The sequence below is a fragment of the Streptomyces sp. NPDC058525 genome, assembly GCF_042719495.1.
Taxonomy (GTDB): domain Bacteria; phylum Actinomycetota; class Actinomycetes; order Streptomycetales; family Streptomycetaceae; genus Streptomyces.
Map to the genome: position 1 here is coordinate 1 of NZ_JBHXNP010000042.1, position 23,023 is coordinate 23,023.

The window sequence follows — 23,023 nt, forward strand, 5'->3', positions numbered from 1 at the left end:
GACAAGGGCGGGAACTATCCCACCCAGCTGTCGGGCGGGCAGCAGCAGCGGGTGGCGATCGCGCGTGCGCTGGCGATGGAGCCCAAGCTGATGCTCTTCGACGAGTCGACCTCCGCGCTCGACCCGGAGCTGGTCGGTGACGTGCTGGACGTGATGCGGGACCTGGCCGAGTCGGGCATGACCATGATCGTGGTCACGCACGAGATGGGCTTCGCCCGCGAGGTCGGGGACAACCTCGTCTTCATGGACGGCGGCGTCGTCGTCGAGTCCGGCCACCCCCGCGACGTACTCGGCAACCCCCAGCACGACCGCACCAAGGCATTCCTGTCCAAGGTGCTGTAGCCGAGACCCTCGCGGAGCAGGCTGTGCCGCACGTGACCACGTCGCCGTGCGGCACAGCGGCATGCCGCTCCGGTGGCCCGGCATGCGAGCCGGGCGGCGCGGACCTACGGGCTTGCCGCGGGCCGGCCGTGCCTAGTCGGCGAGCCGTTCCACGACCCGGCGGGCGGCCTCCTGTTCGGCGGCCGGCGGCGACAGTTCGTCCAGGGTGTCGAGGTCGGTGTCCTGTTCCAGCTCCTTCTCCCACGCGGCGGCGAGCCGCTCCTGCTCCTCGCGCGCCTTGCCGCCGACGGCCTCCCGGTGGGCCGGATCGAGAGCCGCCAGAAAGCGTTCAACCACGTCCGAAGACATCGGTGCTCCTTGTCGCTCGCGAGGTGTCACATGTGCGGCATGCCGTAGTACTTGGCGAACTGCTCGAGGTAGGTCTGGTCGCGGGGCTGCTTCTCCCGCTCGAACTCGGGGGCGTGCTTGATCTGGTCCTTCGTCCGGTTGACGTGGACCGTTTCGTTGGCGGGGTCGATGCGATGGATGGTGCTGGCGGGGAGCAGCACGTGCTTGCCGAAGATCCACATGCCGGTGTCGACGACGAGGTAGCCGGCTCCGGCCTCGTCCGAGTGCTCGTCGACCTTCCCGACGCTCCCGTCGGTCGCCTCGACCTTGAACCCGGTCAGGTCGGTTCCGGTCTCGTAGCCGCAATCGTCGCGGTAACCCCAGATGTCTTCGTTCGTCATCGCTGCTGCTTTCCTCGCTCGCTGCTACTGCTGCCGTCCAGGCCGTTCAGGCTGTCCACCATCACCCGCACCCGGTGGAGCCGCGCGGGCGGCGCTCCGGCGACTCCCCTGTAAGGCGCAGCCGGGGGACCACGCACGGTCAGCGGCCGAGGGCGCGCTTCAGTTCCGACTTGTCCATCTTCGAACGGCCCTCGATGCCCCGGTGCTTGGCCTCGTTGTACAGCTGCTCCTTCGTCGGGCCCTGCGAGCCGCTGTGGGAGCGCTGTCCGCCCCGCTGGGCGGAGGACATGTCCTGGGTGGAGGACCGGCTCGCGCTCTTCGACTCCCCGGAGCGGGCCCGTTCCTTGTTCACGGTGCGCGCGGCGATCTCCTTGGCACGCTTCGTGCTTTCGCCGCGCTTCTCGGCACTGTCCTTGATGTGCTCGTACTGGCGTTCGCGCTTGGCGCTGGAACCGCGAGGCATGGTGACTCCTTGACTCGTGTGCGGTGGCCGTGCCGGATCTGCCGGATCTGCCGGATCCGCCGGATCCGCCGGATCCGTACGGCCCCTTCCCGGGCCGCGCCGGCCCATTCAGCCCGTGCCGCCCCGTCCTGACTGCCGATGGGCGATGTGGCCGCCCAGCGCCCCGGTGACGCCGACCGCCAGCAGCCCGGCCCACGACCACAGCCTGCCCTTCAGACCGCGCCCGCGCAGCCGGGCGGTCAGCGACATCGTGTGGCAGCCGACGGCGACGCCGTTCGACAGGGCGTGGGCCAGACCGACCCGAGCCTGCTCGGGTGGCAGGTCCGCCCAGTCGACCCAGCCCGCGATCGCGGCCGGAGCCACCCCCGCCAGTCCGACGGCGGTCAGGGCCGTGGCCGCGCGCTGCGACCCCGGTACGGCGTCCACCACGGCGGCCGAGAGCCAGCACCCGATCGGTACCTGCACCAGCACGGGATGGAGCGGATGGCCCAGCGGCCGGCCCCGGAGCAGCGCCCGTGCCTCGCCCAGCGGGAGCGACCGGACGGTCCGCTGGAGAACCCGGACGGCCGGATCGGCCGCGGTGCTCCGTTCGATCCGGTCCAGGGCCGCAAGCCACCACGCCGACGCGGTGTCCAGGGCCGGGCCGGCCTTCGGGTGAGTGTTCACAGCGTGTACGGCGTTCATGCGGGGCGCCTACCCGGCAATCGGCATCCCTCACCGGCGGTGCGACGGGTAGAGCGTCGGGGGCCGGGTAGCCGCCCTTACGACGACCCGCCGCGCGAAAACCCGCCGCGCCCGGCTCCGGAGAGCCGGCGGGCGCGGCAGACCGGGAGGTACGCATGTCGGCCACCGCTGCCGCGACCATGAGAACGATCCCGCCCGGACTGTTCGTCCCACCCGGTGTCTACCGGCCACAAGCGGACACCCGGCTGCTGGCCGAGGCGTTCGGGCACGAGGAGCTGGCGCCGGGAACCGACGTACTGGACATCGGCACCGGCACGGGCGCGCTCGCGCTCCTGGCCGCCGCGCGGGGAGCCCGCGTCACCGCGGTCGACGTGTCCTGGCCCGCGGTCGTCTCGGCCCGCGTGAACGCCCTGCGGCGGCGCCTGCCCCTCAGGGTCGTGCACGGCGACTTCGCGGCCCGTGCCCGGGGCGGCCGCTTCGACGTGATCCTGGCCAATCCGCCCTACGTCCCCTCGCCGCGGGCCCGGCTCCCCTCGCACGGGGCCGGGCGCGCCTGGGAGGGCGGGCTCGCCGGGCGGGAGGTCATCGACCGGATCTGCGCGCGGGCCCCGGCCCTGCTGCACCCCGGCGGCGTCCTGCTCATGGTGCACTCGGCCCTCTGCGGGGCCCGCGCCACCGTGGCCGGCCTGGAGCGGGCAGGCCTGTCGGCGGAGGTGACGCTGCGGACCTCGGTCCCCTGGGGGCCGGTCCTGCGTTCCCGGCGGGCCTGGCTCGAACGGCACGGCCTCGCGGACCAGGGCGAGACGCGGGAGGAACTGGTGATCGTCCGTGCCGAATCCCGCTAGCACCGGTGGCCGCGCCCAGGGGTCCGCGGCCGAGCCGTCCGCCCGCGCCACCGCCCGCCGCGTGAGCATGGACCCGGAGGGGCCCGTCCTCGTCGAGGGCCCGGTGGAGGTCGTCCTGGACGACGGGACGGTGGCCCGCTCCGACCGCTTCGTGGTCGCCCTGTGCACCTGCCGCCGCAGCCGCCTCTACCCCTGGTGCGACACCAGCCACCGCCCGCGCGAACAGCCCGCCCCCGAGGACAGGAGCCCCCGATGACGGCCGCCGCCGGCCCGGCCGTCTCCCCGGGCCCCGCCCTGGTCGCGGGACGCGGCCAGCTCTCCGGCATCGTGGTGCACTCCCTGCGCACCGGCCTGCCGCCGGCCGGCCCCGCCGACCCCGCCGATCTTGCCGCGTCCGTCGAGGCGGCCGATCCGTGGGGCGAGGACCTCCAGCTCGCGCTCTACCTCCTCTACGAACTCCATTACCGGGGCTTCGAAGGCGTCGACGACGACCGCGAGTGGGATCCGGACCTCCTGCGGCTGCGCCGGGCCCTGGAGACCCGCATGCTGCACGCACTGCGCGGCGACCTCCGCGAAGCCCCGAGGTCCGTGGACGAGGCCTTCGCGCCCCTGCTGGTCGAGCCCGTGGACCTGACGGGCAGCCTCAGTCGCCACCTCGAAACCGATGGCGAACTCTGGCAGTTGCGGGAGTACGCGGCGCTCCGCTCCCTGTACCACCTCAAGGAGGCCGACCCGCACGTCTGGGTCATCCCCCGGCTGACCGGCCGGGCCAAGGCCGGCATGGCCGCCGTGGAGTACGACGAGTTCGGCGCCGGCCGGGCCGCCCGCATCCACGCGCGGCTCTTCGCCGATCTGATGTCCGACCTGGACCTGGACACCACGTACGGCCACTACCTCGACCACGCCCCCGCCCCGCTGCTGGCCACCGTCAACCTGATGTCCCTCTTCGGCCTGCACCGGGCGCTGCGCGGCGCACTCGTGGGCCATTTCGCCTGCGTCGAGGTCACCTCCTCGCCGGGCTCCCGCCGCCTCGCGAAGGCCATGCGGCGGTGCGGGGCCGGGCCCGCGGCCGAGCACTTCTACGCGGAGCACGTCGAGGCCGACGCCGTGCACGAACAGGTCGTGCGCCGCGAGGTGATCGGCGGACTCCTCGCGGACGAGCCGCGTCTGGAGCCCGACATCGCGTTCGGCTGCACGGCGACGGTCCTGCTGGAGGACCGCCTGGGCGCGCACCTGCGCGAGGCCTGGGACCAGGGGCGCTCCGCGCTGCGCCGCTCCCCGTGAGCCGTCGCCGTCGCCGTCGCCGCCCACGTCCGGCCGGACGTGTCATGCTCGGAAGATGACGGGCGATCCCGCACTCGCCGACGGTCTGGTCGGCCCGGAGGTGCTGGCCCTCGCCAAGGTCGTCGCCAGGCTGCGCGCCGAGCTGGAGGACCTGGAGGGCGTGGCGTCCATGGCCGCCGTCCTGGAACGGGCCAAGGGCGTGCTGATGGCCAGGGACAACGTGTCCGCGGAGACGGCCGGCCGGCTGCTGAGCGAACGCGCGGCCCGCGGCGAGCGGACCTTGATGGAGGAGTGCTGGTACACCCTCGGCGCAGTGGGCGCGGCCGCGGAACCGGGCCCCGCGGGGGCCCGTACCGACCTGGTGGCCGAGCTGCCCGTCTCACCCTTCGGCACGGCCCGGTACGTCTTGGGCACGAGGCGCGCGGACGAGGGCCCGGGCGGGCCCCTCGCCCGGCTCGCCGAGGGCCTGACCAGGACCGGTACCGCGGACGACGTGGCGGCGCTGCTCGCGGAGTCACTGGCGGGCCCGGCCGGCGTCGACGCCGTCCTGATCTACACGGAGGCGGTCGCGGGGAGTCTGGAGCTGGCGGGACACGCCGGGGTCGCCCAGAGCCTCGCCGAGCAGTGGTGCCACATCCCTCCGCTCAGCGGAGTCGCCGCGCTGGACGCCGTCGCCGGTCGGGAGGCGGTGTGGCTGGAGGATCCGCGGCAGGACGCCGTCCGGTACCTGCTGATCGGGGACCCGCCCGGGCGGTGGCCGTCGCGGGCCTGGCTCCCGGTGCCCGGTGACGGACCGGTCGTCACGGTCGTCGGATTCCTCCGTACCCGCAGGGGCCCGTTCGACGCGGCGACGAGGAAGCTGCTGCGCCGGGCCGTCAGGCTGTGCGCGGACGCCCTGCGGGTGCGGGGCGGGGCCGGCGCCGCGGAACCGGCGCAGGAGCACGTGGGCGAGGTGCAGCGGATCTTCGACGCCCTGTCCGGACCGGCGACCCTGCTCACTCCCGTCCGGTCGGAGACGGGAGAGGTGGAGGACTTCCGGATCGACGCGGCCGCCCCCGAGTCCCTCGACGTGGCCGGACGGCGCGGGAAGGAGCTGGTCGGCCGGTCGGTCCTGGAGACCTATCCGACGGTGGCGGGCACCGCCCTGTGGGACGGCTACCTGGACGCGCTGACGACCGGGGTGGTCTACGAGGGCGAGCCCTTCGTGTACGAGGAGGTGGCCGGCGGGGCCCCGCAGCGCTCCACGTATTCCGTACGGGCGTCCAGGCTGGACGGCCGCCTGGTCGTCTCCTGGGTCCGCCACGACAGCGACGAGCGGGAGAGCCGACGGCTGGCCGACATGCAGCGGCTCGGCAATCTGGGCTCCGCCGGGTGGAACCTGGTGACGGACACGGTGGTGTGGTCCGACCAGGTGTACGCCGTCTTCGACCGGGATCCGGCCCTCGGGCCGATGAGGCTGGAGGAGCTGCCGCAGCACGTCCTCCCCGAGGACCTGCCGAGGCTCGGTCGCGCGGTACGGCGGCTGCTGGAGGACGGCAAGGCGCTGGACCAGGGGTTCCGCATCACGACGGCGGCCGGGATCCGGCACGTGCGCATCGTCGCCGAAGCGCAGGCCGACGCGGACGGCACTCCGGTGGAGGTCCACGGGTTCTTCCAGGACGTGACCGCCCTGCGGGACGCCGAACTCGCCCTGCTCGCGAGCGAACGCGCCGTCCTCGTACAGACCGGCATGCTCCAGGCCGAGCGCACCCTCGCCGCCCACCTCCAGCACACCCTCCTGCCCATTCCCCAGCAGTCGCTGGAACTCGCCGGCCTGCGCGTCGACGTCGCCTACCTGCCCGCCGACCGGGGCCTGAACGTGGGCGGCGACTGGTACAGCGCCATCGGGCTCCCGGACGACAGCGCCCTGTTCGTCGTCGGCGACGTGGCCGGTCACGGGCTGGCCGCCGTCGGGACCATGGCCCAGCTGCGGTTCACGGCCAAGGGCATGGCCATCACCGGCTCGGCCCTGCCGGACATCCTGGCCCGGCTCAACCGGCTCCTGCTGCACACCGCCCGGGACTCCGGCGTGACCACCGCGACCATGGTGATGGGCCGGTACGGTCCCCGGGACCACCGACTGACGTGGGTGCGGGCCGGGCACCTGCCCCCGCTGCTGATCCGCGACGGGGAGGCGAGGTACCTCCCACAGCCCGAGGGCAACCTGCTCGGCGCCGACCCCGACTCGGCCTACGCCCAGGCCGACCTGCGCCTCCAGCCCGGGGACCACCTCCTCCTCTACACCGACGGCCTCGTCGAGGAGCCGGGGGAGGACATCGAAGCGGGCCTCGCCGGGCTCGCCGTCACGGCCCGGCGGCTGATCGGCGAAGGCCGGGGCGATCTCCTCGCGCGCACCCTCGCCGCCCGGCGGCCGGGGCGCCGCGACGACATCTGCGTCGTGCACGTCCACCTCCCGGGCGGCAGATGAGCCGAGGCCCCGGCGGGGTCCGAGCGGTACGGGGACGGGGCGGACACGGCGTCGGCACGATGGGGATTCGGCCGGACGAGAGCGGGCAGGGGCGGCAGTGAGAAGGCCGACCGCGAAAGGCCGATCCACCATGACGACGTACGCACACGCGCCCACGGGCGAGCACGCGCAGACCGGACCGCCGGTCTTCCCCGGCGATCCGCACACGCCGAGGCCGGTCCCGAGACCCGTTCCCGGACCGGAGCCGGTGCCCGGACCCCCGCCGACACCCGCACCCCGGTCCCGGTAGAGCGGCTTGCGTTCCCGACCGGAGAGGACATCCATGGGTACCCCGCCCAACGATCCCGTTCCGCCCAGCCCCACCCCGGAGCCCGTGACCTGACGGTCAGCCGGTCAGCCGTTCAGCGACTTCATCAGCTCGGGGGCGTAGCGGTCGCCCGAGGCCACGCCGTGCGGGGCCACGGCGTCGATGGCGGCCAGGTCCGCGTCGCTGATCGTCACGGCGGTGGCGGCGATGTTCTCCTCCAGGTAGCGGCGGCGCTTGGTGCCCGGGATGGGCACCGCGCCCTGCCGGAGGGTCCAGGCCAGCGCGAGCTGCGAGGGCGTGACCCCCTTCTCCGCGGCGAGGCGGCGGACCCGGTCGACGACGGCCAGGTTGCGGTGGAAGTTCTCGCCCTGGAAACGGGGGTCGGTGCGGCGGAAGTCGTCTTCGGCGAAGTCGTCCGGGCTGGTGACGGCCCCGGAGAGGAACCCCCGGCCGAGCGGGGAGTAGGCGACGAGCCCGATGCCGAGCTCGCGCAGGGTGTCGAGGACGCCGTCGTGCTCGATGCCGCGCTCGAAGAGGCTGTACTCGGTTTGTACGGCGGCCAGCGGGTGCACCGCGTGAGCGCGGGCGATGGTGGCCGGAGCGGCCTCGCACAGGCCGATGTGGCGGACCTTGCCGGCGGCGACGAGCTCGGCCAGGGCGCCGACGCTCTCCTCGACGGGCACGTCCGGGTCGATCCGGTGCAGGTAATACAGGTCGACGTGGTCGGTGCCCAGGTGGCGCAGGGACCGGTCGAGCGAGTGGCGGATGTACTCGGGGGTCGCGTTGTGGCCGCGGAAGGCGCCCTCGTCGGTGAACTCGACCCCGGTCTTCGTGGCGATCACGGCGGCCTCCCGGCGGCCGGCCAGGGCCTTGCCGAGCAGCTGTTCGTTGCGGAAGGGGCCGTAGCCTTCGGCGGTGTCGAGCAGGGTGACGCCGAGCTCCAGGGCCCGGTCGATCGTGGCCAGCGACTCCGTCTCGTCCGTGGCCCCGTAGTGGGCGCTCATGCCCATCAGCCCGAGCCCTTCGGCGCCGACCTCGAGTCCCTGGGTGCCCAGTGCGCGGATGTCCATCATGATCTCCCGGTAAGTAACTAACTGGATAGATGCAGCATGCGACGCGCCGGGGCTTCATGTCAATAACCAGATAGTTACTTGCTAGGCTCGGGGCATGGCACGGGATTCCAGCGCGACCAAGGCACGCCTGCTCGATGCGGCCTTCTCCGAGTTCGCGGCGTACGGCATCGCAGGCGCGCGGGTCGACCGCATCGCCGAGGCGGCGCAGGCGAACAAACGGCTCATCTACGTCTACTACGGCAACAAGGAGCAGCTCTTCGACGCCGTGCTCCAGCGGGCGCTGGAGACCGGCTCGGAGTCCGTGCCGTTCGATGCCGACGACCTGCCCGGCTACGCCGGCGCCGTCTTCGACCACCTCATCGAGCGCCCGTCGCTGATGCGCCTCGTGCTCTGGAAGCAGTTGGAGCGCCCCGAGTCGGCCGGTACGGAGGCGGAGTCCTACGCGGGCAAGATCGCGGCGGTCCGGCAGGCGCAGGAGGCGGGCCGCATCGACGCCGGGACCGACGCCGCCGATGTGCTGACGCTGGTGATGGCCCTGTCACAGGCCTGGTTCGGCGCGGCGGGAGCTCCGGCGGACGGCGGGACGGGCACCGGCTGGGAGGCGGAGCGGATCGCCCGCCACCGCGCGGCGGTGGTGGAGGCCGTACGCCGGACCACCGCACCGCCCGGGAGCGGCGGTTGAGCCGCGCGCCGAGGCGGTAGCGGCCGCTCCCGCGGGGTCCGCGCCCGCCCCGGCCTCCGCCCCATCGTCGGCCCCTGCCCCGCCGTGCGCCCGTAGCAGCCACCTTTTTGTGGGTACTTGGCAGCGGATGGCACCGGGGCGAAGCTGGTCGTGCGCGGTCGGGCGCGGTCGGGCGGATCCGGACGGGGAGGAGGAACGGAGGGCGCGCCGCTGCGTCAGGAAGCCGTCGAGGCCTCGTTGAGCTTCTCCAGGCGGCGGTGGCCCCACTCGGAGAGGGAGTTCAGCGCCTCGGAGAGCTCACGGCCGAACGGGGTCAGGGAGTAGACGGTCTTCAACGGCAGCACGTCGTGCACCTCCCGGTGCACCAGCCCGTCCGTCTCCATCTCGCGCAGCGCCTGGGTCAGCACCTTCTCGCTGAGGCCCGGCAGTCGCCGCCGCAGCTCACCGGGGCGGTGCGGGCCGGATTCCAGCAGCCAGAGCAGAGCGGTCTTCCACTTGCCGTCGATCACGGCGATAGCGGCCGTCACTCCGCAGACATCCGGGTCCTGGGCACGACCGCGCGTCATGGCCACCTCATTCATCAGCGATTGTCGTCATCTCACGGGAGTTCAGCATGTCCACCCCCTCAGAACAGTCTGCCGTCACCGTGCTCGGTCTGGGCCCCATGGGCCGGTCCCTGGCCCGCGCGTTCCTGGACGCGGGCCTGCGGACCACGGTCTGGAACCGGACCCCGGGCAGGGACCGCGAGCTGGTCGAACGCGGTGCGCTCGGCGCGCGCTCGGTGGCGGAGGCGGTCTCCGCGAGCGCGCTGACCGTGGTCTGCGTGGTGAACTACGATGCGTCCGACGCCGTGCTGCGGTCCGACGCGGTCACCGGTGCGCTCAAGGGGCGCACGCTCGTCAACCTCACCGCCGACACCCCGGAGCGGGCCCGGGACACGGCGGCCTGGGCGGCCGCGCACGGCATCCGCTACCTGGACGGCGCGATCATGACGCCGACCACGACCATCGGTACGCCCGACGCGGTGTTCATCCACAGCGGCCCCGAGGAGCTCTACCGCGAGCACCGGCCGTCGCTGGAAGCGCTGGGCGGCACCCACACCCATGTGGGCGAGGACATCGGCCGGGCGGCGGCGTACGACATCGCCCTGCTCGACATCTTCTGGACGGCGATGTCGGGCTACGCGCACGCGCTGGCCGTGGCGCGGGCGGAAGGCATCTCGGCGCGGGAGCTGGCCCCCTTCGCCAAGGGCATCGGCGAGATCCTCCCGCCGATCTTCGAAGGGGCCGCGCAGGACATGGACAGCGGCACGTTCTCCGGGGAGGACAACCCGATCACCTCGGCGGTCTCGTCCATGGCGCACATCGTCCACACCTCCGAGGCCCACGGCATCGACGCGGGCGTGATGCGGGCGGCCGAGGGCATGGCCCGCCGAGCCGTCGGACGGGGGCACGGCGCGGACGGGTTCATCCGCATCGCCGAGCTCCTGGGCCGCCGGTAGGGGCCGGCACGGGCCGACGCGCCCGGGCCCGGCCGTCCACGGCGGGGGAGGGGCCCGGGCGGCGTAGTGCGGACCTCCGTCGGAGGGCTCGCACATGCGTACGTCAGGTGGCGGCCGCACCATGGCCTTGTACCAGCCCCGCGCCGAAGGAGACGACCATGCCCGTGGAACCCTCGGCCCGCACGGGCGGCAACGGCCGCCGGCTGCTGCTGGTCCGGCACGCCAAGGCCGTGCCCAAGGGGCAGACGGACGACTTCGACCGCCCCCTGAGCGACCGGGGCCGCACGAACGCCCCCGAGGCCGGGCGCTGGCTGGCCGGGTCGGGGTACCAGGCCGACCTGGCCCTGTGCTCCCCGGCGCGCAGGACCCGGCAGACGTGGGAGCTGATGCTGCCCGCCCTGACGAGCCCGCCCCCGACGGTGTACGACGACCGGCTCTACGACGCGGCTCCGAGCGTGCTGGTCGAGGTGCTCTCCGCGCGGTCCGGGAACCTCGGCAACGTGCTGCTCGTCGGTCACAACTCCGGCATCCACGAACTGGCCTCGGCCCTGTGCGGGAGCGGCCCGGCGGAACTGCTGGAACGGCTCCGGGACGGGTTCCCCACCTCGGGAGTCGTCGTGGTGGACCTGGCCGACGGCTGGGACGCGCTGACCCCGGGCCACGGCACCCTGGCGGCCCTCTGGTCCCCGTCCCCCTGACCGGCGACGCCCGGCGCTGACGGGCTGTACCCGGCAGCACGGCGGCGTGCCGCGGCGGGGTCGTCGCCGTGGCACGCCGTACGGGGCATGTGGGTTTCGGCCACCCGGCCCGCGCGTCCGCGTCGGCTCGCGCGCCCTGCGTCGAACGGGTTCGGCGTTCCGTAACGGGAGCTCCCACCAGGTGTTCGCCCACGCGCACGCCTCACAATCCAGTGTGCGATTTTCGGTCACGCGTGATAGTCACTACCTTCACGAGGGGGTGATCCATGGCCTCCCCGTTCGAACACGGCAAGGGGTGGGGACATGGCGTTGCTCCGTCAATGGGGGCTCACGCTGGGGAAATGGGCAGGCCGGCCCGTCGCGCAGGTGCAGGAGGACTCGGGCGATCCCGAGGTGCGGCGCGTACGGGACGCCGCCTCGGCGGGGGACTGGGCCACGGTACGGGCGGTGCTCGAAGCGCGTCCCGAGAGCGAGGACCGGACCGAGCTGCTGTGGGCCGTCGGTGAGACCGCGGGAGCGGAGCGGTGGATCGCCGCGGTCCTCGAAGCGGAACCCGAGGCAACACTGCCCCGGCTCGTGGCCGGAATCCGCCAGATCGGCTGGGCATGGGAAGCCCGGACCGGCGCACGGGCGAAGGACGTCTCGCGCGAACAGTTCGAGGTGTTCCACGCACGCCTGCACACGGCCGAACAGTGGCTGTACGAGGTGGCGGAACGCGAACCGCGGTGGAGCTCGCCCTGGTACGGCCTCCAGATCACCGGCCGAGGCCTCGAAGTCGGCCAAGCCGCCGCGCGCCGCAGGTTCGAGGCGACGGTCCGCCGCGACCCGCACCATCTCGGAGCGCACCAGCAGCAGTTGCAGCAGGTCTGCCAGAAATGGGGCGGATCGCACGAGGAGATGCACGCCTTCGCGCGCACGTCCGCGTTCGGCGCACCCGGCGGCACGCTCCTGGGCCAGCTCGTCGCGGTCGCGCACCTGGAGGAGTGGCTCTCCCTCGACGCCGGACCCGACGCCGCCTACATGCACCGGCCCGAGGTGACGGCGTCCCTGCGGGAGGCGGCCGACCACTCGTTCCGGCACCCGGACTTCGAGCGCCGGGGCGCCTGGATCCAGGTCCTCAACACCTTCGCCATGGCCTTCTCCCTGGCCGGGGATCGGGACGCCGCACGGGAGTGCTTCGACGCCACCGAGGGCCGCGTCACCAAGTTCCCCTGGTACTACCTGAACGGTTCCGACCCCGCCGCGGCCTACCGCAAACAGCGTTCCTCGACCGGACGCTGAGCCGGGTCACGGGCGCCGGGCAAAACGGCCGGCTCCGCCACCGCGCCACCGGCCCACCGCTCGACGCCGTACCCCGAACCCCCTCCCCGTCAGCCTTCCCGCCGGCGCCCCTCGCGGCCGCGCCGGCGCGCCCACCGAAAGACCGTGCCAGGTGTCCCCATCCGAATCCGCCCACACCTTCCAGGTCGACCTGCGCGGCCTGGTCGACCTGCTCTCCCACCACCTGTACTCCAGCCCCCGCGTCTACCTGCGCGAACTGCTGCAGAACGCCGTTGACGCCATCACCGCACGGCAGGCGGCCGACCCCGGTGCGCCCGCCGCCATCACGGTGCGCACCGGCGACACCCTCACCGTCACGGACACCGGCATCGGCCTGACCGAAGCCGACGTCCACCGCTTCCTCGCCACCATCGGGCGCAGCTCCAAGCGGACCGCGGACGGTGTCCTCGACGGCGCCGGGCTCGACGCCGCCCGCGGGGAGTTCATCGGCCAGTTCGGCATCGGACTGCTCGCCTGCTTCGTCGTGGCCGACGAGATCACCGTGCTCAGCCGGTCCGCGGCCGACCCGGCGGCCCCCGCCGTCGAATGGCGCGGCCACTCCGACGGCCGCTACACCATCCGCACCCTGCCCGCCTCGGCCGTCCCCGAGCCCGGCACCACCGTGCGCCTCACCCCCCGCGCCGACAACGCCGAGTGGACGAAGCCGGAGCAGGTCGTCTCCCTGGCCCGGCACTACGGCGGTCTCCTGCGACACGAGGTCACCGTCGTCGGCCCGCGGGGCGAGACCCACCGGATCAACAACACACCCCCGTGGGAGCAGACCCACCGCTCCCCGCTGGCCCGCCGCGAGGCGCTGACCGCCTACTGCCGCCGGCTCTTCGACTTCACCCCGCTCGACACCATCGAGTTCGACCTCCCCGCCGCCGGACTGCGCGGCGTGGCCTACGTCCTGCCCACGGCCGTGAGCCCGGCACAGCGCGCGGGGCACCGCGTGCACCTCAAGGGCATGCTGCTCACCGACCAGGCCCCCGAACTCCTCCCCGAATGGGCCTTCTTCGTGCGCTGCGTGGTGGACACCACCAGCCTGCGGCCCACCGCCTCCCGCGAAGCGCTGTACGAGGACGGCACGCTGTCCGCCGTGCGCGACGCCCTCGGCGACCGCATCCGCGACTGGCTCACCGGACTCGCCGCCAGCGACCCGTCCCTGCTGCACCGCTTCATCGACACGCACCACCTCGCGGTCAAGGCGCTCGCCCGCTACGACGACGAGCTGCTGCGCATCGTGCTGCCGTGGCTGCCGTTCGAGACCACCGACGGCAACGTCACCCTCGAGGAGTTCGCGCGGGCGCACCCCACCGTCCTGGTCGCGCGCAGCGTCGAGGAGTTCCGCCAGGTCGCGCCCATCGCCTCGGCCGCCGGCCTCGGCGTCGTCAACGGCGGGTACACGTACGACCGCGACCTCGTGCACCGGCTGCCGGAGATCCGTCCCGGCACGGCCGTCACCGACCTCGACCCGGCCACCGTCACCGCCCACCTCGACGCCGTCGACCCGGCCGCCGAACTGCGCGCGGCGCACTTCCTGGCCGTGGCCCGCGAGACCATCGGCGTCCACGACTGCGACGTCGTGCTGCGCGACTTCCAGCCCGTCACCGCACCCGCGCTGCTCCTCGACAACCGCGAAGCCCGCCACGAGCGGACCAGGTCGAGCCTCGCCGCCGACAGCGACGGCCTGTGGGCCGACATCCTCGGCTCCCTGCACCACGAGACCCCGCGCGCCCAGCTCGTCCTGAACCACCTCAACCCCCTGGTCCGCCAGGCGATCACGATCACCGAGCGGGGACTGGCCGTCACGACCGCCGAAGCCCTCTACGGCCAGGCCCTGCTGCTCAGCCGGCGCCCGCTGCGGGCCGGCGAGAGCGCCCTGCTCAACCGGGCCTTCATCGGCCTGCTCACCCACGCCATGCACCACCCCGGCACCGGGGCACCCGGCTCCGAGCTCCGGAAGGAACACTGAATGCTGGACACCCCCGAGGCCGTGGTCGAGGCGCTCCGCGAGAACCACGACCGCCCCCACGGCCTGCAGCGCACCATCACCGCCGAGGAGCTCGTCGAGGCGGCCGACCCCTTCGACAAGCCCGACGTCCTCATCACGGCCCTGCTGGAGCTGATGTCGGCGTACGAGTTCACCGGCGAGCACCGCAAGTCGCCCGTCGTCTTCGCCCGGGTGCTCAAGCTGTGGGAGACCGCTCCCGAAGCCTTCAGCCAGTGGGAGGCCCACCAGGTCTTCTGGCGCTTCAAGTGGGTGACGACCTCCCTCCTCCAGGTGCCCGAGGTGCCCCTGGCCACCATCCGCGGATGGATCGACCAGATGCGCACCCGCTACGAGGCCGCCGAGCACGGCATGCAGCCGGTGGCGGCGATGCGCTACCACCTCGCCGCCCACACCGGCGACGGCGTCGCCGACGCCTACGACCTGTGGGCCACCCGCCCCCGTACCGAACTGAGCGACTGCGAAGCCTGCGAGACCCGGCACCTGGCCCGGCACCAGGTGACGGCCGACGACGACGCCGGAGCGCTGGACGTCTGGCGGCCGGTCCTCGACGGAACCATGGGATGCAGCGACGAGCCGCAGATGAGCCAGGCCCGCGCCCTGCTGCCGCTGCTGCGCGCCGGCCGTACCGACGACGCCCGCTCCCACCACCTCACCGGCTACCGGCGGGTGCGGGGCAACACCGGCATGCAGGACGAGGTCGGCCTGCACCTCGAATTCTGCGCCCTGTCGCGCAACGAGGGCCGGGGGCTGGAGATCCTCGCGGAGAACCGCCCGCTCTTCGAGGCGACCGGCGCCCCCCTGGGCCGCCTGCACTTCCTCACCGGCGTCGAGGTGCTCCTCGCCCGCCTCGTCGAGGACGGCCACGGCGACACTGCCGTCGCGGGCCCACCCGGACGGAACTGGAGCGCCGGTGAACTCCTCGCCCACGTCCGTACCGAGGCCGACCGGCTCACCGCGGCGTTCGACGCGCGCAACGCCACCGCGGCCGTCGGCGACCACCGCCGCACGCGCCTCGCGCGGCGCCCGCTGCTGGACCAGCCGCTGCCGCTCGGCCTGCGCGCGTCCGTCACCCTGTCCTCTGCGGCGGGCGGTACGGAGGCGGCCGGCTCCGCGCCCGCCGCGAAGCCTGAGGTGGCCGACGACCTCGTGTCCCTGGTGCGCGAGGCCCGCCGCATGGAGGCCGCCGGCCACCCCGGGGAGACCCGGCTCTGGAACCGGGTGGCGCAGCGCCTGGCCGCGGAGGCCTTCACGTACGAGGACCAGCTCGGCCCGGAGGACCTCCTCCAGGCGGAGCTGGCCGCGCACCGCGCGTACCGGCTTGCCAAGGAGGACCGCGTACCGGAGACCGGCGTGGAACTGGAGCGGGCCGCCGAGCTGTACGAGCGGCTCGCGATGCCCTGGCACGCACTCGCCGCCCGCACCCGCGCCCTCGCCTGGGCCTCCTCCGACCTGGAGACGGACGGCGAGGACCCGAAGGAGGACCCGGCGGCGGACGGGGGAGGCGCACGGCCGGACGCGGACGCGATCCGGGCGGGCCTGGACGAGGCCCTGCGCGAGGCGGAGCGGCTCAAGGCCGCATTCCCGCTGACGGTCCGGGGCGAGGGCGAGGCGGACTCCGGAGCCGAGGGGCAGCAGGCGGAGCGCGTGACGGAGTACCTGAACGTGCTGTTCTCCTGCGCCTTCGCCGCCTACCACGACGCGCTGCGGCAGCCGCCGGAGGCCGCGGGCCCCGTCATGGAGAGGTTCGAGGAGCGTGCCGGGGCGCTGCGCTCCGAGGCGCAGCGGCTGTCCGTACCCCACCAGGCGGCCAACGCGCGGCAGCTCGCCGCGGACCTGGCCGGCCGCGGTGGCGACTCGGTGCGCGCCGAGCAGGAGCTGCGCGCCGCGCTCGAGGAGGTGGACGCCTCCGGGCGGCCCTGGCGCGGTTCGCGGCCGCGCGCCATGCTGGCCCAGATCCTGCTCTGCAAGGACGAGCCGGCGGAGGCGGCGGAGCTCCTGCACCGGGCGGTGTCCGACGCGGCCCGCTACGACGACACGGACTTCGCGCTGGCCCCGACGTACGCCCTGCTCGGCCACGCGGCCACGCACCTCGGGGACGCCGGCGGCGCCGTACGCCACCTCTCGGAGGCGGCGGCGCGCTTCGACCAGGACGGGGAGCACGACCAGGCCGCCGACGCGCGGCTCCAGCTCGCCGATGTGCTGGCGCGCAGCGGACAGCAGGCCGACGCCGTCGCCGTGCTGGAGTCGGTGCTGGCCGACGAGGCGGCGCCCGCGCTCGACGCACGCGTGCTCGCCCAGGCCCGGCTGACCCTGGGGCGCGGGCTGCGCGAGCTGGGGGAGTACCTGCCCGCGGCCGAGGAGTTCCTGCGGCTCGCGGACACCGTCGCCGGGTGGGAGGACGACCGTGCCGTCCACACCCTGGTGGCGGCGGAGGCGGCCACCGCACTGGCGATGGCCGACCGCTGGGAGGCGGCGGGCACCGCGTACGAGCGCGCCGTCGCCTCGCACGCCGAGGCGCCGAACCCGGGCCTGATCGTGCACATGATGTGCGAGTTCGCGCGCCTCACCATGGGGTCCCGGGGCGCCGAGGGCCTCGACACGGCATTGGAGCACCTCGCGCGGGCCGACGGGGTCCGGGCCGCCGTGCCGGAGGAGACCGAGGAATTCGCCCCCTGGCACGCGGCGGGTTCGGTGCACTACCGCCGAGCCCGCGTCCTCGCGGAGGCCGACCGCTTCCCGGAGGCACTGGCCGAGGCGGAGGCGGCCGTCGCCGCCCACGAACGGGGCGGAGAGCACGGCGAGGTACCGCGCGCCGAAGCGGTCCGGATCGCCGCCCTGATCGAGGGCAACGGGCTCGCCCGGTTCAAGGAGGCCATCGCGCGGCTGACGGCGGCGTCGGCCCGCTGCCGCGAGGCGGGCCTGCCCGAGGCTGCCCACATCCTCGACGCCCTGCGGCAGGACTACCTCAACCGGTAGCGCGGGAGCCGCGGTCCGCGCGGGTCAGGCGTGGGGTCCCACGGTGATCTTGCCGAGGGTCAGCTCCACGGACGCCTCGAGGACCGCGGCCGTACGCTGCGCCTGCTCGTCCAGCGCGCGTCGGTGGGCCGCGCTCAGCCGGCCCACCGGCTCCACGGTGAGTGCGATGCGGCGGCCCGAGCGGCGCTGGTGCCAGACCCCGGCGACGGTGCCGTCGACCAGCACGACGGGATAGTTGCCGGCCTGGCCGCCGGCCAGCGCGCGGCCGGCCGCGGCCTCGGGGTAGAGCAGCTCGCGGGGGCGGCCGGCGACGACGTACGCGTCGAAGTAGGGCAGCAGGCGCAGGCCGCGCGCGGGCTCGTCGGGGAAGGCGGTGTCGCCGGCGGCGACCCATGCCCGGCCGGACGCGAAGGACACCTCCTCGATGCGCCCCTGCCGGGCGAGGGAGGCGAAGAGCTCGCCGGCCCAGCCCTTGGGGGCCGCGAGCCAGGAGGCGAAGTCCTGGGCGGTGGCGGGTCCGTAGGCGTGCAGGTAGCGGTCCACCAGCTCGTCCAGCGACCGGGTGGCGGCGGCGGGGGTACAGCCGGGGTTGGTGTAAGTGACCTTGCGCCCGCGGTCGCGGCCGAAGGCCAGCACTCCGCGGTGGGCCGCGGTGTGCGTGATCTGGCGCCAGCGCGGCCACATGGTCTGGAAGGCGGGCATGACCGGGTCCGCGGCCCAGGCGCCGGTCCGCGCCACGATCGCCTCGGTCAGCTCGTCCACCGTCAGTTCGGCGCCGGTCAGCGCATCGCCGATCGCGGCGATCACCTCGTCCGTCTGGGCGGCGGTCATCCCGGCCTCGGGGCCGAGGGGGCTGGGGCGCGCGGGCAGGGCGCAGAGCGCCCCGCTCCACCAGGACAGGTCCCGGGCCGGCAGCAGATGGACGGTGCCGCGCGGCCCGAAGGTCTTGACCAGAGCCCCCGCTGCCGGCCCCGGCCCCGGTTCTGGCCCCGGCCCTGCGGCCGGCTGCCGCCCGCCGGTCAGGGCGTCGCGCACGTCCGTACGGGTCGCGCCGTCCAGGCGCAGCGCGATGGAGAGTTCCGCCGCGGACGCCACCTGGGCGTGCGCGCCGAGCATCCGCCCTGCGATGTCGGCGGGCGAGGCGGGGCCCGCCGGGAGCGGAGTCAGGAGCCCCTGCCGGTCCATCCGGCGGGCGCTCGCGGCGGTCCAGGACACCGGGATCGTCTGCATGGCCCCACGCTACGACCTGCCGGGAGCCGCGCCGGGACCGGCGCCGGACGGCTCCGGGCTACCGGCGCGAGCGCTGGGCCTCGACGATCTGCCGTACGGAGCCGTCGACGTCCGCCCGGGCCTGGACCCGCTCGGCGAACCCGGGAAACTGCCCGGCGACGGCGCTCAGCAGCCGCAGCTCCAGCGCCGCCACGTTGACCTCGCACCGGTCGCGGCGGACGGCTCGTACGACGCGGTGGCGCAGGTCGCGGGCGGCAACGCCTTCGACAGCCGGCACATCGCGCCCTTCGAGCTGTATGTCCAGGCCGGCCGCGACGAACGGCTGCGCGCCGCCGCCGCCGAGTGCTTCGCCGCCTACGACCTGCTCGCCACCCGGATCCTGACCCAGCTGGGCGTACCGGACCCCGAACGCCTGGCCGGCGCGGCCGTCGCCCTGGTCTTCGGGCAACAGCTGCGCCGCCTGGCCACCGGAGCCCCCGCGGAGGACCTCGTCGACGCCCTGCTGGTCCTCACGAAACTCGCCCCGACGCACACCCCGTAGAGCCCATAGCCCCCGCAGACCCTCCTGCGGACGGGGGCGGGGGTACGGCTCAGCCCGCCGGGGCCGCCGCGGGGCAGTACTCGGTCTCCATGATGCTCGTCGGGGATCCGCTGCTCCAGTCCCCGTTGCGGTTGTAGGCGAGCTGGTGGCGGCCGTCCTCCGTGGACACGGCCAGGGAGGTCGAGCCGACCATGCCCCCGCCGTGGCCCCAGAGCGTGGTGCCGCAGCTCGTCCGGAGCCGTGTGAGGCCGAGCCCGTAGGCCGTGTCCGGGTGATCGGGTGAGGACACCGTCGTCTTCATCGCCCTGAGCTGCTTCGGCGGCAGCAGCTCCCCGCGCAGCAGGGCGCCGTAGAACCGGTTCAGGTCGCCGGTGGTGGAGATGATGTCGCCGTCGGCCCAGCCCTGCGAGCCGTTCATCTCGGTGACGTCGTCGATCCGGTCGGGTGCCGACGCGAACAGCTTGGAGTAACTGCGGCTGCTCGGGCGGGGGATGTGGATGCCGTTGCCGGGGTTGGAGGTGGCCTAGTCGAAGAGCCCGGAGGTGTGGCTGAGCAGCTGGCGTACGGTGATCTTGTTCCCGTCGTTCCCGTTGCCCCTCACCAGGCCGGGGAGATGGCGCTCCACACGGTCGTCCAGACGGAGCTTCCCCTCCGCCTCCATCTGGAGCAGGACGGTCGCCACGAACGTCTTGGTGATGCTGCCGGCCCGGAACCGGTCGTTCGCGCCGCGCGGCGCCCCCGTCGTCAGGTCGCCGACCCCCGACGTCGCCCTCCAGACGCCCCTGCCGTCGTGCACCTGCGCCGTGATGCCGGGGATGCCCGCCTTCACCTCCGCGTCCATCGCACGGCGGGTCGCTGCGTGCCCGCCCCTCGCGGGGACGATGTCCGGCGCGGCCTGGGCGGGGCCGGCGAGGACGGTGGCCGCCACCGCGGCCACCGCCGGACCTGCGCCGTCTTGGTGACTCGTGAGTACTGCACACCGCACCGGTGACAGCCGTGACTGTCGCCGCCTGTGCGCGGCGTGACACGGTCAGGTCTGCCACCGACCGAGGGAGCAGGTGTGAACAAGGGGTACGCCGCCTTCTGCGACGCCGACCGCTGGTTCTACGACGCGCCGTACCGGCGGGCCGGCGAGAGCTACCCGGCCGCGCTCGCCCCCGTCCCGGCGGGGTGGCGCTCGCACCGCAGCGGCGACTGGCTCGCACTGCGTCCCGACGCCGTCGAACTGCCCGCGCAGGGCTGGAAGATCCACGTCTCGGCCACGCTCGACAACGCCGAGTCGATCCTGACGACGGTGTACGCGTACTGCACCGCCCGGCGCATCGCCTTCAAGTTCATACCGAGCCGCTACCTGCTGCACCTGCGCAACGCCAAGTACGCCGACCGCGCGGCCAGCGGCAAGTTCATCACCGTCTACCCGGCCGACGAACAGCACTGCCGCCGGATCGCGGAAGACCTCGACGCCGCGCTGGGCGGGGCGGCCGGCCCGTACATCCTCAGCGATCTGCGCTGGGGCGCCGGACCGGTCCACCTGCGCTACGGAAGCTTCACCCTGCGGCACTGCTACGACGACCACGGCGAACTGGTCCCCGCCCTCGAAGCCCCCGACGGGCGGCTCGTACCCGACCACCGCGGGCCGGCGTTCCAGACGCCCGAATGGCTCGAACTGCCCGACTTCCTCGCGCCGCACCTCGCGGCGCGCTCCGCGGTCACCCTCGCCGACGTCCCCTTCACGGTGGAGCGGGCCCTGCACTTCTCCAACGGAGGCGGCGTCTACGCCGGCACGGACACCCGCACCGGCGAACCCGTGGTCCTCAAGGAGGCCCGCCCGCACGCCGGACTCGCCGCCGACGGCGCCGACGCGGTGACCCGGCTGCACCGCGAACAGGCCGCGCTGGAACGGCTGGCGGGGCTGGACTGCGTCCCCGCGGTCCGCGGCACGTTCACGGTCGGCGACCACCACTTCCTGGTGCTGGAACACCTCGCCGGCAAACCGCTCAACACCTACTTCGCCCGCCGTCACCCGCTCATCGAGGCGGACCCCGACCCGGCCGAGCTCGCCTCGTACACCGAGTGGGCACTGAAGATCCACGAGCGGGTGACGGCGGCCGTCGACGCCGTGCACGCCCGGGGCGTGGTCTTCAACGACCTCCACCTCTTCAACATCATGGTGGCGGAGGACGAGACGGGCGAACCCTCCGTCGCGCTCCTCGACTTCGAAGCCGCCGCGCACGTCGACGAGGGCCTGCGGCAGACCGTGGCCAACCCGGCCTTCGTCGCCCCCGCAGAGCGGCGCGGGTTCTCCGTGGACCGCTACGCCCTCGCCTGCCTGCGGCTCGCCCTGTTCCTCCCGCTGACCAGCCTGCTCGTCCTGGACCGGGCCAAGGCCGTGCACCTGGCCGCCGTCGTCGCCGAGCAGTTCCCCGTACCGCGGAAGTTCCTCGACGAGGCCGTCGAGGAGATCCTGTCCGGCGTGCCGCAGGACGCACCGGGCGAGCGCCCGCCCGCACCGGCCGGGCCCTACCTGCCCGTCGAACCGGGGCAATGGCCGGCCGCCCGTACGTCGATGACCGCGGCGCTGCGCGCGAGCGCCACCCCGGACCGCGAGGACCGCTTCGTCCCGGGCGACATCGCCCAGTTCGCGGCCGCCGGGGGAGGCACCGGCTTCGGCTACGGCATCGCCGGAGTGCTCCACGCCCTCGCCGAAACCGGCGCCGCCCCCTGGCCCGAGGCCGAGGAATGGCTGCTCGACCGGACGGCGGACCCCGCCTCCGGCACCCCGCTCGGCTTCTACGACGGCCTGGCCGGCACCGCCTGGACCCTGCACCGCCTCGGGCACCGCGAACGCGCCCTCGCCCTCGCCGACCTGCTCCTGCACCAGCCCTGGCAGAGCGCCGGCCCCGACCTGCACGGCGGACTCGCCGGCATCGGCCTGGCCCTGGACGCGCTCGGCACCGCCAGCGGCGAGGGCGAACTGCACGCCGCGGCCCTGCGCTGCGCCGAACTGATCACCCGGCCCGAGCATCGGCCCACCCGCGCGGGACTGCTGTACGGCCATTCCGGCCCCGCCCTGCTCCTGGTACGGCTGTACGAGCGCACCGGCGACAAGGAACTGCTGATCCAGGCCGCCCACGCCCTGCACCGCGACCTCGACCGCTGCGTCACCAGCGCGTACGGCACCCTCCAGGTGAACGAGGGCTGGCGCACGATGCCGTACCTCGGCGAGGGCAGCGTCGGCATCGGCATGGTCCTCGACGACTGGCTGGAGCACGGGCCCGACGAGCGCTTCGAACAGGCCCGGCGCGAGATCGTACGGGCGGCGCAGGCGACCTTCTACGCCCAGCCCGGGCTGATGCGCGGGGCCGCCGGGATGATCCTCCACCTGGCCCGGACCACCACACCCGGCCCGGGCACCGGACCCGAGGCCGTCGCCCGCCAGATCGACGCACTGGCCCGGCACGCCGTGCCGTACCAGGGGCATCTGGCCTTCCCCGGCGAGCAGATGATGCGGCTGTCCATGGACCTGTCCACGGGCACGGCCGGCGCTCTCCTCGCCCTCGGCAGCGCGGCGCCCGGCGGGCGCGCGCACCTGCCGTTCCTCCCGCCGCTGCGCGAGCGCACGCGGCCCCACGAGCCGGTCCCGTCCGGGACCGTGACCCATCGCACCACTCGAGAGAAGAAGAGGATCCGACATGACGCTTCTTGACCTGCAGTCGATGGAGACCCCGAAGGAAGAGGCCACCGAGGTCGCGACGGGCGGCGGCGGTGGCGGCAGCCGGGCCAGCCTGCTGCTCTGCGGCGACAGCAGCCTGAGCCTCACGACCTGTAACTGACCAGGTCGCCTCGGGCCCGGGGGGTTCGCCGCCCG

Annotated in this window: 21 protein-coding genes and 1 pseudogene; 14 read left to right on the forward strand and 8 right to left on the reverse strand. The window is 74.0% G+C overall.

The genetic code is table 11. The features are described 5' to 3' along the window. The coding region (locus ACFWP3_RS20380) for an amino acid ABC transporter ATP-binding protein (protein ID WP_384222869.1) at window positions 1–342 on the forward strand (342 nt) is incomplete at its 5' end. 132 nt (window positions 343–474) lie between these two features. On the opposite strand, the gene ACFWP3_RS20385 is transcribed toward ACFWP3_RS20380, so the two are convergent. The 4 genes from ACFWP3_RS20385 to ACFWP3_RS20400 form a co-directional block, all read right to left on the reverse strand. Beyond that, a complete protein-coding gene (locus tag ACFWP3_RS20385; RefSeq protein WP_384222872.1) occupies window positions 475–690 on the reverse strand; it encodes a hypothetical protein in 216 nt (71 codons plus the stop codon). A gap of 26 nt (window positions 691–716) precedes the next feature. Beyond that, window positions 717–1,070, reverse strand: a complete 354-nt coding sequence (locus ACFWP3_RS20390; RefSeq protein ID WP_384222874.1) for a PRC-barrel domain-containing protein — start codon at window positions 1,068–1,070, stop codon at window positions 717–719. Between the two features lie 139 nt (window positions 1,071–1,209). Further along, the gene (locus tag ACFWP3_RS20395) at window positions 1,210–1,533 is read right to left on the reverse strand and encodes a plasmid stabilization protein (RefSeq protein WP_384222877.1); all 324 of its coding nucleotides are present in this window, start codon (window positions 1,531–1,533) and stop codon (window positions 1,210–1,212) included. Window positions 1,534–1,641: 108 nt separating this feature from the next. Then, on the reverse strand, window positions 1,642–2,217 hold the full coding sequence (locus tag ACFWP3_RS20400) for a DUF2231 domain-containing protein (protein WP_384222879.1): 576 nt from the start codon (window positions 2,215–2,217) through the stop codon (window positions 1,642–1,644). A 155-nt stretch (window positions 2,218–2,372) separates the two neighbouring features. Here ACFWP3_RS20400 and ACFWP3_RS20405 point away from each other — a divergent pair, with 155 nt between their 5' ends. The 4 genes from ACFWP3_RS20405 to ACFWP3_RS20420 are packed head-to-tail and all read left to right on the forward strand — an operon-like array spanning window position 2,373 to window position 6,813. Next, window positions 2,373–3,062 carry a HemK2/MTQ2 family protein methyltransferase gene (locus ACFWP3_RS20405; protein WP_384222881.1) on the forward strand — a complete coding sequence of 230 codons (690 nt, stop codon included), beginning with the start codon at window positions 2,373–2,375 and terminating at the stop codon, window positions 3,060–3,062. After that, window positions 3,046–3,318 carry a CDGSH iron-sulfur domain-containing protein gene (locus ACFWP3_RS20410; protein WP_384222884.1) on the forward strand — a complete coding sequence of 91 codons (273 nt, stop codon included), beginning with the start codon at window positions 3,046–3,048 and terminating at the stop codon, window positions 3,316–3,318. Before ACFWP3_RS20405 ends, ACFWP3_RS20410 begins: the two co-directional genes overlap by 17 nt. Further along, window positions 3,315–4,346 (forward strand): iron-containing redox enzyme family protein, encoded by a 1,032-nt coding sequence (locus ACFWP3_RS20415; protein WP_384222886.1) that lies wholly within the window; start codon window positions 3,315–3,317, stop codon window positions 4,344–4,346. Before ACFWP3_RS20410 ends, ACFWP3_RS20415 begins: the two co-directional genes overlap by 4 nt. A 55-nt stretch (window positions 4,347–4,401) precedes the next feature. Continuing rightward, entirely contained in the window at window positions 4,402–6,813 is a 2,412-nt protein-coding gene (locus ACFWP3_RS20420; RefSeq protein ID WP_384222888.1) for a SpoIIE family protein phosphatase, read from the forward strand. A gap of 393 nt (window positions 6,814–7,206) precedes the next feature. Here ACFWP3_RS20420 and ACFWP3_RS20425 read toward each other — a convergent pair whose 3' ends face one another. Beyond that, the gene (locus ACFWP3_RS20425) at window positions 7,207–8,190 is read right to left on the reverse strand and encodes an aldo/keto reductase (RefSeq protein WP_384223027.1); all 984 of its coding nucleotides are present in this window, start codon (window positions 8,188–8,190) and stop codon (window positions 7,207–7,209) included. 97 nt (window positions 8,191–8,287) lie between these two features. Between ACFWP3_RS20425 and ACFWP3_RS20430 the strand changes: the two genes are divergently transcribed. After that, window positions 8,288–8,875: a TetR family transcriptional regulator gene (locus ACFWP3_RS20430; protein WP_384222890.1), complete on the forward strand. Its 588-nt coding sequence runs from the start codon at window positions 8,288–8,290 to the stop codon at window positions 8,873–8,875. A gap of 215 nt (window positions 8,876–9,090) precedes the next feature. On the opposite strand, the gene ACFWP3_RS20435 is transcribed toward ACFWP3_RS20430, so the two are convergent. Continuing rightward, window positions 9,091–9,441: a winged helix-turn-helix transcriptional regulator gene (locus ACFWP3_RS20435; RefSeq protein WP_384222893.1), complete on the reverse strand. Its 351-nt coding sequence runs from the start codon at window positions 9,439–9,441 to the stop codon at window positions 9,091–9,093. A 47-nt stretch (window positions 9,442–9,488) separates the two neighbouring features. Here ACFWP3_RS20435 and ACFWP3_RS20440 point away from each other — a divergent pair, with 47 nt between their 5' ends. The 5 genes from ACFWP3_RS20440 (at window position 9,489) to ACFWP3_RS20460 (ending at window position 17,384) form a co-directional block, all read left to right on the forward strand. Then, window positions 9,489–10,376 (forward strand): NAD(P)-dependent oxidoreductase, encoded by an 888-nt coding sequence (locus ACFWP3_RS20440; protein WP_384222895.1) that lies wholly within the window; start codon window positions 9,489–9,491, stop codon window positions 10,374–10,376. 158 nt (window positions 10,377–10,534) lie between these two features. Continuing rightward, entirely contained in the window at window positions 10,535–11,074 is a 540-nt protein-coding gene (locus ACFWP3_RS20445) for a SixA phosphatase family protein (RefSeq protein ID WP_384222897.1), read from the forward strand. Between the two features lie 303 nt (window positions 11,075–11,377). Next, window positions 11,378–12,355, forward strand: a complete 978-nt coding sequence (locus ACFWP3_RS20450) for a hypothetical protein (RefSeq protein ID WP_384222900.1) — start codon at window positions 11,378–11,380, stop codon at window positions 12,353–12,355. 151 nt (window positions 12,356–12,506) lie between these two features. Continuing rightward, on the forward strand, window positions 12,507–14,369 hold the full coding sequence (locus ACFWP3_RS20455) for an HSP90 family protein (RefSeq protein ID WP_384222902.1): 1,863 nt from the start codon (window positions 12,507–12,509) through the stop codon (window positions 14,367–14,369). Next, the gene (locus ACFWP3_RS20460; protein WP_384222904.1) at window positions 14,370–17,384 is read left to right on the forward strand and encodes a hypothetical protein; all 3,015 of its coding nucleotides are present in this window, start codon (window positions 14,370–14,372) and stop codon (window positions 17,382–17,384) included. Window positions 17,385–17,408: 24 nt separating this feature from the next. Here ACFWP3_RS20460 and ACFWP3_RS20465 read toward each other — a convergent pair whose 3' ends face one another. Next, window positions 17,409–18,614: a winged helix DNA-binding domain-containing protein gene (locus tag ACFWP3_RS20465; RefSeq protein WP_384222907.1), complete on the reverse strand. Its 1,206-nt coding sequence runs from the start codon at window positions 18,612–18,614 to the stop codon at window positions 17,409–17,411. Between ACFWP3_RS20465 and ACFWP3_RS20470 the strand changes: the two genes are divergently transcribed. Next, the gene (locus tag ACFWP3_RS20470; protein WP_384222909.1) at window positions 18,613–19,155 is read left to right on the forward strand and encodes a hypothetical protein; all 543 of its coding nucleotides are present in this window, start codon (window positions 18,613–18,615) and stop codon (window positions 19,153–19,155) included. The genes ACFWP3_RS20465 and ACFWP3_RS20470 overlap by 2 nt on opposite strands. A 49-nt stretch (window positions 19,156–19,204) precedes the next feature. Here the strand turns inward: ACFWP3_RS20470 and ACFWP3_RS20475 are convergent. Then, window positions 19,205–20,223, reverse strand: a pseudogene (locus tag ACFWP3_RS20475) (serine hydrolase domain-containing protein). Here ACFWP3_RS20475 and lanKC point away from each other — a divergent pair. Both lanKC and ACFWP3_RS20485 read left to right on the forward strand, forming a co-directional pair. After that, window positions 20,216–22,861 carry a class III lanthionine synthetase LanKC gene (gene lanKC / locus ACFWP3_RS20480; protein ID WP_384222911.1) on the forward strand — a complete coding sequence of 882 codons (2,646 nt, stop codon included), beginning with the start codon at window positions 20,216–20,218 and terminating at the stop codon, window positions 22,859–22,861. The pseudogene ACFWP3_RS20475 and the gene lanKC overlap by 8 nt on opposite strands. Beyond that, a complete protein-coding gene (locus ACFWP3_RS20485; protein WP_384222914.1) occupies window positions 22,848–22,988 on the forward strand; it encodes a SapB/AmfS family lanthipeptide in 141 nt (46 codons plus the stop codon). Before lanKC ends, ACFWP3_RS20485 begins: the two co-directional genes overlap by 14 nt. Window positions 22,989–23,023: the final 35 nt, after the last annotated feature.